The organism is Bacillus sp. SORGH_AS_0510, assembly GCF_030818775.1.
Classification (GTDB): domain Bacteria; phylum Bacillota; class Bacilli; order Bacillales; family Cytobacillaceae; genus Neobacillus.
Map to the genome: position 1 here is coordinate 1313597 of NZ_JAUTAU010000001.1, position 12555 is coordinate 1326151.

Consider the following 12555-nt stretch of genomic DNA (forward strand, 5'->3'; position numbering starts at 1 on the left):
CCTCGCTGTGCTGCATGCAAGGCTTTTTTCCTACAATAAATCTTTCACATTGTACACTTTTCCACTTTCTACATTTCCACTAAGCAGTAAATCTACTAATGCATTTGCCACTGTATCTGCCGATAGGAGAAGATTTTTCTCTTTGAATTCTTTGAAGCGCTCCAAATCCTTAAACGCTTCTTTAGAAGAAGAGCGAATGGTTTCCTGCATGTTGGTATCCATGACTCCTGGACTGAAAGCTATGATTTTGTTGTTCGTGTTCATTTCAGCCTGTTCGAGTGCTGCTGTCTGTGTAAACATATTAAGACCCGCTTTAGAACTGCAGTACACACTCCAGCTCTCGATCGAACGGACGGCTGCCCCGGAGGTTACATTCACAACCTGTACTCTCGTATTTGTGACCTGTGCTTTGTTTAAAATGAGATTGGTTGTAATGATCGGTGCAATTAAGTTGACTTGAATATTGCGAATGATCGGCGTTTGATCTAAATTGCCGACAGTCCGGATTGGTTCGATGACGCCCGCGTTATTAAAAAGTAGAATTTCTTCAGGATCCTTTTCAAAAATCAAATGGGCAATTTCCATAAATGCTTCCTGAACTTCTTTTTCCAAAGAGAGATTGCAGGAATAATGCTGATAAAATAGACCTTTTTCGTCTGCTAATTGTTTTATTTCCTGATTTTCTGATCTTGAAACTGAAACAATACCAATTTGTTCTTGAATGAGGCGTTTCGCAATCGCTGCACCTAGCCCTTTGGACGCACCGGTTATAATGGCGTATTTCATGGCATGAACTCCTCCTTAAAACCCCAAGTTATTATGTATCTATAAAAAGTAAACTTCTACCATATTTTATTCCTGACCTCATTTCTAATCAAATAAAAAGACAGTCTCCGTGGGAGCTGTCATTCATCGTGCGACTGGATAGAATTTTTTCCATTCATTTAAGAAAGGGGAGGTGGATGCATTCGGATGTTCTAACACTCTTGATGTTGGTCCGGTTTGCTTCACTTCACCATTAGCAATAATGGCAAGCTGTTTCGTAAGATAATGAATCTCCATCAAGTCATGGCTGACAAACACAGCAGTTGTATTTGCTTCCTCAATAATTCGTTTAAAATCTTCCATTAACTTTATCTTAGTCGGAAAATCTAAAGCAGAAAATGGTTCATCGAGAAAAAGAATCTCTGGCTCCACAATCATAGCTCGTGCTAAATTGACCCTTTGCGCCTCCCCACCAGATAAATAGAGCGCATTTTTTTTAGCCAGATGCGTGATACCAAATACCTCCATCCAATGAGCGACTTTCTCCTTAATAATGCTTTTTGGAATCTTTCGTAAGATTAAGCCGATGGCGATGTTGTGAAAAACAGTCGCATCTAAGAGTAAAGATTGCTGAAGGGCAATCGAGAATTTCCTTCGTAACTCTAGCGGAGCATTTCCATTCGGGATGGACTGTCCACGATAAACAATCTCACCGCTCGTTTGATTCTCAAGAAAAGCAAGTACTTTTAGCAGCGTGCTTTTCCCCGCACCGTTGGGTCCCATTATGCCGAGGAATTCTCGTGGCTGAATCTGGAATTCAGGAATATTGAGAATCGTTCTACCTTGTGCTTTATAAGTGATGTTTTTCAGTTCGATCAATGGGCTCATGAGAATCGCTTCCTTTGCTGTAAAAAGGTTAATATGGCCGTAATCATTAGGGCAACGGTCAATAAAATAAACGAAAGAGCGAGGGCGATATCAAAATTCCCTTTCGATACTTCCATCACGATCGTAGTAGTTAATATTCGAGTATCACCTTGAATATTTCCGCCTACCATCATGGCAGCACCCACCTCTGCTATAACCCGGCCGAAGCCAGCCATTACCGCAGCTAGAATCGCAATCTTTGATTGTTTGACGAGAATGACTAACGTTTGGAGCCTCGTTGCACCAAGCGCTTTGATTTGCAGGAGCATTTTATCATTCACTTGCTGAAAAGCGGAACAAGTTAAGCTTGTAATTATAGGCAATGACACTAATACTTGTGCCATAATAATAGCTGTAGGTGTATATAGCAGGGACCAATCACCTAACGGGCCGGAACGCCATAAAAACATAGTAATCCAAAGTCCGGCAACAACAGGGGGGAGCCCCATACCCATATTAATAAATAGTAGAAGTAATTTGCGTCCTCTAAATCTAGTTAATCCAAGTAGAATACCGAGGGGAAGTCCAAGCAAGGTACTAAATAGAATGGCAATTAAACAAACCTTTAGAGTCAGCCAAGTAATTTCAAATACCTCTGTGTCTCCAGAGAAGATCATTTCAAATGCTTTCTTAAGTCCATCTAGTAAAAGTTCCATGCATTGCTTCCCTCCAGGTGAAAATAGAGGCTAACTCAATAGCAAAGGTGTCAATCCCCTTATGAGTCAGCCTCGCTTGACAAACTATTCAGTATATTTATAGAACAATGATTGACCGTAGTCTTTCTTACCGAAGTTTTCAATTACATCTTGGATTTTTGGATCTACCATAAATTCTACGAATTTTTCCGCATCCTTGCTATTAATTTTATCATGCTTTTCAGGATTTACTTGCATGACATGATAAATGTTCATTAAATCCTTGCCGCCTTCGACAATAATTTTAAGAGTGTCTAAGTTTTTCTCTTGGGCAAGCCATGTAGCACGGTCTGTTAACACATAGCCTTTTTTCTCAGCTGCCACTTGTAATGTTTGCCCCATACCTTGACCTGTTGAAACATACCATTCACCTGCAGGCTTGATGTTTGCTAAAGTCCAAATGCCAAGTTCTTTTTTGTTCGTTCCAGAGTCGTCCCCACGGGAAATAAATGTAGCTTTCGCTTCTGCCAGCTTCTTGAACGCAGCAGTAACATCATCACCACTGACACCCGCTGGATTCTCTTTTGGACCAACTAAAATGAAGTCATTATACATTACACGCTTATAGTTTATGGCGTCACCAGCATCAACCACTGCTTTTTCAGCTGCAGGGGCATGTACTAGAAGGGCATCTGCTTCTCCTTTTGTTCCCATCTCTAATGCTTGTCCAGTACCAACTGCAATCGTTTTTACTTTTACATTATTCTGTTTTTCAAACATGGGGATGAGAACATCCAATAAGCCGCTGTCCTGTGTACTTGTTGTTGTTGCAAGAATCATTTCTGTTGGTGCAGCCTTAGTTTCCTTTTTTTGATCTTTTGCCGCAACATCTTTTGTTTCTGAATTTCCGCAAGCGGAAAGGACTAAAAGCATGAAAGCGAATAAAACAGCAACATAGCGATTTTTTAACATGTGGTTTCCTCCGTTAAAGTAGTTTGATAGATTACTTTTCCTAAATCTTCGATTGAATACCCTTCTAAATCCGTTAAGCTGTCTTTGAACTCAGGAGATTGCAGGTATTGAATTAAATCTGTTAAGTTCTGCTTGTTTTCCTCTGTAAAACGAAACACTAGGTCAAAGTGTTCTTGGGTAACGGGAACAAAATCAAGACCTAAATGACTAGCAGCAGATTGAATTCCGAATGCTACGTCAGCAATTCCCCTGCTAATATAGGACGCGGCGGAAAGATGATTCCACTCTTCATTGTTGTACCCGTTAATTTTACTAGGGCTAATTCCATTGCTTGATAGCTTTGAGTCAAGCAAGAATCTTGTTCCTGCTCCTTTTTGGCGGTTAATGAATTGGACATCCTTCCTCACAAGGTCAGAGAAATCAAGAATACACTTTGGATTCCCCTTGGCGACGATGAAGCCTTGCTGTCTAGCAGCGAGTCGAAGGACCAGGATTGATTCATAGACAAAAAGCTGATGAATGAATGGCAGGTTATATTCTTGGGATGTCGGATCTAATAAATGAATGGCTGCTATATCGCACTGCCCGCGGTAAAGCATCATAAGTCCCTCTAGACTGCCTATGTAAGAAGGCTGAATTTGTACGTTTAATGCCGTTCCTGCTTGTTTAGCAAAATGCTCGACGAGAAAATCATGACTCCCTGATAATCGAATGGACAGAGCATGATTGTTGGTCGTGCTTGTTGGGTTTGATTGAATTTTCTTTGCCGGAGCTTTTGTATTTTCTTTATACCTTTCAAGCTCAGCGTGATCAATTCTCATTTTGTTACCGATCTTAAATGCCTGCAGCTCACCTCTTTTTATCAGCTCATAAACCGTATGTTTTGAGATTTGAAAGATCTGTGCCACTTCATCGGGAGTATATGCCTTTTCTTCCATGTGTCACCCACCTTTTCCAATTCCAAGTTAACTTTAATAAAAGATTATCATACTGAATGTGACTTTTGTTAAGTTTTGTTAAGTTTTGTTTATTCTAGTGAAGAATTGTCACGTATTGTTCAAATGGAGACGCAACTGTCACACTTAGTTCACAAACTTCACGTTTTGTTCAATGGTGAGCATGGAAGTTTGTTGTACTATAGTAGTAGTAAATAAAACTAGTGGAAAAGAAAGGGATGATGGCCATGTCAAAACTTTTATATATTACAGCTAATCCGAAGAATGATAGTAAGCTTTCAAAAGGAATGCAAATTGGAGAAGTATTTTTAGCGGAGTTTAAAAAAGAGCAGCCAGATGTGGAAATCGAGCGCTGGCATTTATACGATATGGAAATCCCTGATATTGATATGGATCTACTTTATGCGAGAGCGAAATTATCGTTCATGGGCTATACAAAGGATCAGTTATCGGAGGCGGAACGGACAAAGCTGGAAAAGATGCATGAGTTGGCTGATCGCTTTATCGAAGCGGATTATTATGTGTTTGTTACACCAATCTGGAATCTAGGTGCCCCGTCCATTTTGAAAAAATTCATCGATAACTTATTTATTGTAGAAAAAACATTTACAAATACCTCGGAAGGACCTAAGGGACTTCTTACTGGCAGAAAGGCAATTCATATTCAAACTAGAGGTGGAATCTACTCAACAGGACCAATGGTTGATTTCGAATTCGGTGATCGCTACTTAAGGAAGGTATTTGAATTCTTAGGTTTTGAGAGCTTGGATACAGTTGTTGCAGAGGGAATGGACCATTTTCCGAAGAAAGTACCGGAAATTATGGCAAAAGCCAAAGAACAAGCAGCAGTAGCAGCACGTGAGATGGCGAAACAAACGGCAATAGTATAATAAAAGGCAGTTCGAGTCATCTCGAACTGTCTTTTTTGTGACTGACATCCATTTTATTTGCGAAAAAACAGGGTTTATTTGCGTTAGTTCACTTTTTATTTGCGATAATACAAGTTTTATTTGCGAATACCAGCCTTTTATTTGCGAAACTTTCCCAGCCTAGGCTCGCTCTACTTTTACATTCCCTTCAAAAAATGAGGAAAGTAAAAGTAGGCTCGTTCTACTATTACTTTCCCTTCGAAAATGCCAGCAAAAGTAGAAGTAAGCTCGTTCTACGTTTACTTTCTCTTTAAAAATGCCAGCAAAAGTAGAAGTAGGCTCGTTCTACGTTTACTTTCTCTTTAAAAATGCCAGCAAAAGTAGAAGTAGGCTCGTTCTACTATTACTTTCCCTTCGAAAATGCCAGCAAAAGTAGAAGTAGGCTCGTTCTACGTTTACTTTCCCTTTAAAAATACCAGCAAAAGTAGAAGTAGGCTCGTTCTACGTTTACTTTCTCTTTAAAAATGCCAGCAAAAGTAGAAGTAGGCTCGTTCTACGTTTACTTTCTCTTCAAAAATGCCAGCAAAAGTAGAAGTAGGCTCGTTCTACGTTTACTTTCTCTCAAAAATGCCAGCAAAAGTAGAAGTAGGCATCCTATACGTTTCCTTTTCCTTCAAAAAAACGGGTGAAAGTTGAAGTAGCCTCGCTTTACTGTTACTTTCCCTGATTAAAACTTCCCTGTAAATTGGAAAAATAACACGATAACTCCCAGTGCCCACACATAGATTGCAAACGGCTTTAAGGATTTCTTTTTCAAATAACCGATCATCCATTTAACGGCAATATACCCGAAGATCGCAGAGGAAATAATGCCGACCAACAGGGCTGATAAAGATATGGTTTCACCTTGGCCATCCAATAAGTCCTTCGTCTGCAAGACAATCGCGCCAGCAATAGCAGGTGTCGATAAAAGGAAAGAAAAGTATGCAGCTGTCTCACGGTCGAGCTTTCGCCAAAGAGCAGCAACAATCGTCATTCCTGAACGGGAAATAGCTGGCAGAATAGCCACTGCCTGAAATGTACCAATGATGAATGCATCCTTGTAGCTAATATCATCCATCTTTTTATAACCATTTTTCACTGAATCAGCGAACCACAGGAATAGCCCTGTTAAAAGGAATTCCCAACCTATGGTCACCCCCGTCTTGGAGATTTCATCAATATAATCTTTAAATGCAAGCCCAAAAATAACTGCTGGTATGGTCCCGACGATCAACAAAAAGGTTAATTTACTAAAAGGGTTTTTAATGATTTTTATAAATTCATTTTTATAAAAAACAAAAACTGCTAGTAAGGTACCGATATGAAGCATTGTGTCGAGCAATAGTCCAGCTTCCTGTAATCCAAATAAGTTCCTTCCCAAATAGAGATGTCCTGTACTGCTAATAGGTAGAAATTCAGTCAACCCTTGAATGATCCCGAGAATAAGTGCTTCCAGTTTTGTTAACATAAGTCCCCTCTCATTTCTATTATTAATAAGCTTGTACGTTAAAAAGATATGCAGCAAACAGTTGGTTCATGAAATCCACTTTTATTGATACGCATAAAATCTCAAGGAACCAAACAAATTATGTGCAAATGAAGGGCCGACTCCCATAAAATAGAAACATACCCGTTCGAGAGGAGAAACGCGTTTGGAAAATACACATCTTCATTTCAATACGTCTATCGGAGTCAAGAAGCCAGAAAATATTCGGAACAAACAACAGGCATGTCCTTTTTGCGAACGTGACCAGCTGACGGACCTTATTGCAGTGGATGGCCCCATCATTCTATTAAAAAATAAATATCCTGTTTTAGAAAATGCCTACCAGACCGTTTTAATCGAAACGGACGATTGTCAGGGAGAGCTCTCTACTTATTCAAAGGATCATTTGCACCGCTTAATTAAGTTTGGACTGAAGCACTGGTTAGAAATGGAGGAAAGCGGGCGCTATCGGTCGGTTATTTTTTTCAAAAATCATGGTCCATTATCAGGTGGAACATTAGCACACCCGCATATGCAAATTGTAGGACTAAATGATATTGATTATAGGGAAAAAGTGACGCATGAAATGTTTGAAGGGCTTGTGATAGCAGAAGAAGAAGGGACTAAGTTCACGCTTTCGACCAAGCCTCGTGTCGGATTTTATGAGTTTAATATGGAAATGAAAGATTCCAGCTATCAGGAAGCATTTTCGGAATATCTGCAAATGGCGGTCCATTATATCCTCAATCACTTTCCTTTTAAGGCGACAAGCTACAACATCTTTTTTCATCATATTGACGATAAAATCTATGCCAAGGTTGTCTCGCGTTTTGTCACCACGCCACTCTATATTGGTTACGGCATACCACAAGTACCAAGCAATCTAGATTGGATGGCAGACGAGGTAAAACGAATTTATTTTACATAATTAAGAAAGAATAAAATTCGACTTTGAGAATTGTCCAGCTCAACGCCTAGCCCCTCGGGTCAAATAACCTTCGGCAAGAAAAGTCAAAAGGCGGACTTTTCTTGCCGAAGAACATTTGCCTGTCGGGGCTGACCAAGGCGCTTCCGCTTTTCTTAATATGTAGGAAAATAGTATGTAAATAAAACCATTGTCGTTTAGAAGTTGTGATTTGTCGTTTTTAAAAATATAATGGAGGAATGGACAAGTTTTAATATAAGGTGGAGACCTAGCATGACTTCAAACAAAAATACAACTTCTAAACTTGATTATAATCTCGTTTTTATATTAATATTACTTTTTCTAGCCAGCTGTTTAGCCATTTATAGTGCTCAAGCAAGCGGTCAATATAAGGAGAATTTCTTACTAAAACAAATCATTTGGTACGTTGTCGGCGGGGGGATCATCGCGAGTGTCATGACACTTGATTCTGATCAATTGCGGAAACTTACCTGGTATGCGTATGGGTTCGGAATTTTTCTTCTTGCCTTCCTGATTATCGCACCTCCAAGTATTGCCCCTGTTATTAATGGAGCGAAAAACTGGTTTAAGGTTCCGGGAATGGGGACCATCCAGCCGTCAGAGTTTGTTAAAATTTTTATTATTTTGGCGCTTTCTCGAACGATTGAGGACCACCATCACAAAAATCTAATTAAAACGATGCAATCAGATTTCTGGCTGTTGCTTAAACTGGGATTGGTAACAATGGGACCCTCTGATCCTAATTATTAAACAGGACTTAGGAACATCACTTGTTTTCCTTGCCATTTTATTAGGTATGATTTTTATTTCGGGAATTTCTTGGAAATTGCTTACGCCGATGTTTTCAGCTGGTGTCTTGCTCATAGGGACGATCTTTTACTTTGTATTGTGGAACCCAGACTTGCTTGAAAAATATCTAGGTGTTAAACAGTATCAATTTAATCGGATTTATTCTTGGCTTGACCCTTATAGTTACCAAGGCTCAGACGCCTATCAGCTGACTAAATCCCTACTCGCGATTGGGTCAGGGCAGACAGGTGGAAAAGGAACGGGGAACCGTGAAGTGTACCTGCCGGAAAGTCAAACCGATTTCATTTTTAGTGTCGTTGGTGAGGAATATGGATTTATCGGTGCGAGTGTGTTAATCAGTTTATTCTTCTTATTGATTTATCACATTACAAAGGTTGGAATGGAAACGAAGAATAACTTTTATACCTATATCTGTGTAGGAAGTAATCAGTATGATTACCTTCCACGTATTTCAAAATATTGGAATGACGATAGGTGTCCTGCCGATTACGGGTATTCCATTACCGTTCATCAGCTATGGAGGTAGTGCCCTTATGGGGAATATGCTCGGACTGGGCTTAATCTTCTCCATTCGATACCATTATAAAAAATACATGTTCTCAACTACAGCGTAATAGAGAAGAGAGCGGGGCCATCGGAGCCCTGCTCTCTTTTTTGTTGGTCCCAAAATAGGGTTTGGCGGAAAAAATGGAGAAGTTGGCAGAATTTCAGCCCAAGTTGGCGGAAAAAATGGAGAAGTTGGCGGAATTCCGGCCCAAGTCGGCGGGAAAAATACAAAAGTTGGCGGAATCTCCTAACACCCCACAATAAATTACAATGAAAAAGACCGCCTATATTCATGGCGGCCCAAACTTTACCTTATTTTTTTAAGAAAATCTTCTCAACATCATCAAGCATAAGGTTAGCTGCCAGAACACCGCCGGCAGTGTTCCAGATTGCATCGTTTACTTCGTGAACTTCGCCTTTCTTAGCTACTTCAAGGTTTTTGAATAATGGATCAGCAAGCCATTCTTTCGCAAGCGTATTGCCTTTTCCATCCCCGGTATCATAAGTGAAGTAGAAGAGGATATCTCCATCCATTGCAGGAATACGTTCTTTCGTTACATTCTTTTCTGCAAAATCATCCACGTTTTGGCTCTCAGGGCGAGCAAATCCAAGATCATTTAAGATTACACCAGAGAAGGTATCCTTATGGTAAATGCGAACTTCACCAGACATAAAACGAACCATAGATACCTTCATATTCTTCTTATCGCCAAGTTTTTCCTTAATGTCAGCAATACGACCGTTATACGTTTCTAATACTTCATTACCTTTATCAACTTTATTAACAGCCTTTGCATATAGACTAAAGTTTGTCTTCCAGTCACCGCGTAATGTTTCGGCAAAAACAGTCGGTGCAATCGCACTTAACTGCTCATAAATTTTCTCTTGACGCATTTTATTACCGATAATTAAATCCGGCTTAAGCGCAGCAATTGCTTCCACGTTTACTTCACTTTCTGTACCCACAACTTTTGTGTCTTTTAATTGATCCGCAATATGCTCATACCAAGGATCACCAGTCCAAGACTTAACGGCACCAACAGGAGTAACTCCCATTGATAATAGGGCTTCTGTTCCTTCGTTTGTAAGAATAACTACACGCTTAGGTGTACCTTTGATCGTTGTCGATCCCATGGCATGTTCTACTGTATAGCTTTTTTCAGTAGCCGTCTTCGGTGCTTCTTTCTTTTCGGTTGTCTTTTCCTCTGTCCCCCCACAAGCTGCCAGTAAGAAAATGGCTAGGAGTGAGAAAATAGATAATATAGATTTTGTCATTTTCATATGTATAAACATCCTCCTTAAGTAAATGTAAATGATAATCATTTTCAATGACACCCTTATCATAAAATGAACAAAAGGAAGATGTCAACGATTTAATTGAAAATGATTTTCAAAATCAATTACGAATTTGTGAACAACAATAAAAGGTAAATGAAAATGATTTTCATAGTCATTGACAATCATTATCATTTAGAGATAGACTTGAATTAATTAAGACTATAAAGATGTTAGAAGGGTTTTAAGCACATGCTGTTAAAAACTACATCATTAAAGTGGGTAGGTCTCATTACGGCAATTCTGCTCATGCTGTTATTAATGTGTGCCAGTGTCATATTAGGTTATACAGATACGAGCTGGCGGACAGCGATTGAGTCCTATACGAATTATAATGGGTCGAACGAACATATTATTATTCAAACTGTTAGATTTCCGAGAGCACTCATTGCTTCTGCTGTAGGGGCAAGCCTAGCAATTGCCGGGGTTCTTATGCAAACGCTAACCAAAAATCCATTGGCATCACCAGGGATTTTTGGCATTAATGCAGGAGCTGGATTTGCTGTTGTAGTTGCTATTACGGTATTTTCTGTGACTGATCTCCAAGCTTTTAACGGATTGGCCTTCTTAGGTGCAGCCGTTGCCGCAGTGAGTGTTTATGCGATCGGTTCCTTTGGCAGAGAAGGGTTAACACCGATGAAGCTTACCTTAGCAGGAGCCGCGATGTCCGCCATGTTTTCTTCCTTTACACAAGGCTTGCTTGTGGTGGATGAAGCGGCATTGGAGCAGGTACTGTTTTGGCTGGCGGGTTCGGTTCAAGGAAGAAAGTTAGAGACCTTATACTCTGTTTTGCCTTATATTGGGATTGGCTGGTTAGGAGCCGTGCTCATTTCTGGAAAAATGAATATCCTGTCCATGGGGGAAGATGTAGCTAAGGGACTTGGGCTGAATACAGGGCTTATCAAAGTGGCTATCGGTGTGATTGTCATCTTACTAGCAGGCGGTTCTGTTGCCGTTGCTGGTCCGATTGGGTTTGTGGGAATTGTTGTTCCTCATATCACACGCTCTATTATTGGAATTGATCATCGCTGGGTCATTCCCTTATCTGCTATTTTAGGAGCTATTCTTTTATTAGCAGCAGATATTGCTGCACGATACATTTTAATGCCATCAGAAGTGCCTGTCGGTGTGATGACGGCAGTTATTGGAACTCCGTTCTTTATTTTTATTGCGAGAAGGGGGTTTAATGCACGATGAGCAAATATAGAAACCTCCGGTTATTTAAAGATAAAGTTTCTTTTTTAATTGATAAGAAAGCAGTTATGATTTTTGCCATTCTGCTTATAACCACCTTCATCGTTTTTGTTATTAGTACGGGGACAGGGGAAATGAAAATCAACCCGTTAACAGTTGTACAAGTATTATTTGGCGGCGGCCCTGAAATGGAAAAGCTTATTATTACCTCCTTTCGATTGCCAAGAATTATAGTTGCCTTAATGGTTGGGATTTCATTAGCGGTTGCCGGTGGAATATTACAAGGAATGATTCGGAATCCATTAGCCTCACCAGATGTTCTGGGGATTACTGGGGGAGCAGCCGTTGCAGTGGTTGGCTTTTTAGCCTTCTTTAGTGATAAAAATAATGCCTTAACCGTCAGTATTGCATGGCTTCCATTGGCTGCCTTTTTGGGTGCTGGAATTGTAGCGTTCTTAGTATACTTCCTTGCTTGGAAAAATGGGGTTTCACCTATTCGCCTCGTTTTAATCGGAATAGGTATTTCTACGTTGATGCAGGCATTAACTACATTAATGATGATTATGGGACCTATCTACCAGGCGAGTCAGGCAAACATATGGATTACCGGTACAGTTTACGGGTCAAACTGGAAAAACGTTGCAACATTAGTACCGTGGACGGTCTTGTTTCTCATCATTGCGTTCTTGGCAGCGAGAACCATTAATATTCAGGAACTTGGCGACGAAGTGGCGACTGGATTAGGCGGCAAGGTTCAAAAACAACGTTTCCTCTTATTAATGATTAGTACAGCATTGATCGGAAGCTCTGTTGCCTTTGCAGGCGGAATTGGCTTTGTTGGTTTAATGGCACCACATATGGCTAGACGCTTAGTAGGCTCTTCCTTTGGTGCATTGCTTCCAGCTTCCGCACTAATTGGCGGGATCCTTGTGATGGCAGCAGATTTGATAGGAAGAACGATGTTTTCACCTCTGGAGGTACCTGCAGGAGTGTTTACAGCGGGTATTGGTGCACCGTACTTTATTTATTTACTTTTTAAAACAAGAAATGCATAAGGCAAGATAAACGTGAA

The 12555-nt window shown here is 40.1% G+C and carries 11 protein-coding genes and 1 pseudogene; 5 read left to right on the plus strand and 7 right to left on the minus strand.

What is annotated here, in order from left to right:
• Positions 1 to 30: 30 nt before the first annotated feature.
• From QE429_RS06600 to QE429_RS06620, 5 genes are all read right to left on the minus strand, one after another.
• The gene (locus tag QE429_RS06600) at positions 31 to 786 is read right to left on the minus strand and encodes a (S)-benzoin forming benzil reductase (RefSeq protein ID WP_307285445.1); all 756 of its coding nucleotides are present in this window, start codon (positions 784 to 786) and stop codon (positions 31 to 33) included.
• Positions 787 to 909: 123 nt separating this feature from the next.
• Complete coding sequence (locus QE429_RS06605) at positions 910 to 1653, minus strand: ATP-binding cassette domain-containing protein (RefSeq protein ID WP_307285447.1); 744 nt, start codon at positions 1651 to 1653, stop codon at positions 910 to 912.
• On the minus strand, positions 1650 to 2348 hold the full coding sequence (locus QE429_RS06610; RefSeq protein WP_307285449.1) for an ABC transporter permease: 699 nt from the start codon (positions 2346 to 2348) through the stop codon (positions 1650 to 1652). Before QE429_RS06610 ends, QE429_RS06605 begins: the two co-directional genes overlap by 4 nt.
• 84 nt (positions 2349 to 2432) lie before the next feature.
• Positions 2433 to 3299, minus strand: coding sequence for an ABC transporter substrate-binding protein (locus QE429_RS06615; RefSeq protein ID WP_307285452.1), 867 nt, complete (start codon positions 3297 to 3299; stop codon positions 2433 to 2435).
• Positions 3293 to 4237 carry a substrate-binding domain-containing protein gene (locus QE429_RS06620; RefSeq protein WP_307285454.1) on the minus strand — a complete coding sequence of 315 codons (945 nt, stop codon included), beginning with the start codon at positions 4235 to 4237 and terminating at the stop codon, positions 3293 to 3295. The genes QE429_RS06615 and QE429_RS06620 overlap by 7 nt, the downstream gene beginning before the upstream one ends.
• Positions 4238 to 4482: 245 nt before the next feature.
• Here QE429_RS06620 and QE429_RS06625 point away from each other — a divergent pair, with 245 nt between their 5' ends.
• Positions 4483 to 5145, plus strand: a complete 663-nt coding sequence (locus QE429_RS06625; RefSeq protein WP_307285457.1) for an FMN-dependent NADH-azoreductase — start codon at positions 4483 to 4485, stop codon at positions 5143 to 5145.
• 706 nt (positions 5146 to 5851) lie between these two features.
• Here QE429_RS06625 and QE429_RS06630 read toward each other — a convergent pair.
• Complete coding sequence (locus QE429_RS06630) at positions 5852 to 6634, minus strand: undecaprenyl-diphosphate phosphatase (RefSeq protein WP_307285458.1); 783 nt, start codon at positions 6632 to 6634, stop codon at positions 5852 to 5854.
• Positions 6635 to 6818: 184 nt separating this feature from the next.
• Here QE429_RS06630 and QE429_RS06635 point away from each other — a divergent pair, with 184 nt between their 5' ends.
• Positions 6819 to 7580 carry a DUF4931 domain-containing protein gene (locus QE429_RS06635; protein WP_307285460.1) on the plus strand — a complete coding sequence of 254 codons (762 nt, stop codon included), beginning with the start codon at positions 6819 to 6821 and terminating at the stop codon, positions 7578 to 7580.
• 270 nt (positions 7581 to 7850) lie between these two features.
• Positions 7851 to 9022 (plus strand): annotated as a pseudogene (locus tag QE429_RS06640) (FtsW/RodA/SpoVE family cell cycle protein).
• Positions 9023 to 9266: 244 nt separating this feature from the next.
• Here QE429_RS06640 and QE429_RS06645 read toward each other — a convergent pair.
• Entirely contained in the window at positions 9267 to 10235 is a 969-nt protein-coding gene (locus QE429_RS06645; RefSeq protein WP_307285462.1) for an ABC transporter substrate-binding protein, read from the minus strand.
• Between the two features lie 246 nt (positions 10236 to 10481).
• On the opposite strand from QE429_RS06645, the gene QE429_RS06650 reads away from it, so the two are divergent.
• Together QE429_RS06650 and QE429_RS06655 are read left to right on the plus strand one after the other, a co-directional pair.
• Entirely contained in the window at positions 10482 to 11486 is a 1005-nt protein-coding gene (locus QE429_RS06650) for a FecCD family ABC transporter permease (RefSeq protein WP_307285465.1), read from the plus strand.
• Positions 11483 to 12538, plus strand: coding sequence for a FecCD family ABC transporter permease (locus tag QE429_RS06655; protein ID WP_307285468.1), 1056 nt, complete (start codon positions 11483 to 11485; stop codon positions 12536 to 12538). Before QE429_RS06650 ends, QE429_RS06655 begins: the two co-directional genes overlap by 4 nt.
• The last annotated feature ends 17 nt before the right edge of the window (positions 12539 to 12555 follow it).

Excerpts from the sequence above, each read along its gene's own strand:
- QE429_RS06600 (WP_307285445.1), bottom strand. The coding sequence starts at position 786 with ATGAAATACGCCATTATAACCGGTGCGTCCAAAGGGCTAGGTGCAGCG.
- QE429_RS06605 (WP_307285447.1), bottom strand. The coding sequence starts at position 1,653 with ATGAGCCCATTGATCGAACTGAAAAACATCACTTATAAAGCACAAGGT.
- QE429_RS06610 (WP_307285449.1), bottom strand. The coding sequence starts at position 2,348 with ATGGAACTTTTACTAGATGGACTTAAGAAAGCATTTGAAATGATCTTC.
- QE429_RS06615 (WP_307285452.1), bottom strand. The coding sequence starts at position 3,299 with ATGTTAAAAAATCGCTATGTTGCTGTTTTATTCGCTTTCATGCTTTTA.
- QE429_RS06620 (WP_307285454.1), bottom strand. The coding sequence starts at position 4,237 with ATGGAAGAAAAGGCATATACTCCCGATGAAGTGGCACAGATCTTTCAA.
- QE429_RS06625 (WP_307285457.1), top strand. The coding sequence starts at position 4,483 with ATGTCAAAACTTTTATATATTACAGCTAATCCGAAGAATGATAGTAAG.
- QE429_RS06630 (WP_307285458.1), bottom strand. The coding sequence starts at position 6,634 with ATGTTAACAAAACTGGAAGCACTTATTCTCGGGATCATTCAAGGGTTG.
- QE429_RS06645 (WP_307285462.1), bottom strand. The coding sequence starts at position 10,235 with ATGAAAATGACAAAATCTATATTATCTATTTTCTCACTCCTAGCCATT.
- QE429_RS06650 (WP_307285465.1), top strand. The coding sequence starts at position 10,482 with ATGCTGTTAAAAACTACATCATTAAAGTGGGTAGGTCTCATTACGGCA.
- QE429_RS06655 (WP_307285468.1), top strand. The coding sequence starts at position 11,483 with ATGAGCAAATATAGAAACCTCCGGTTATTTAAAGATAAAGTTTCTTTT.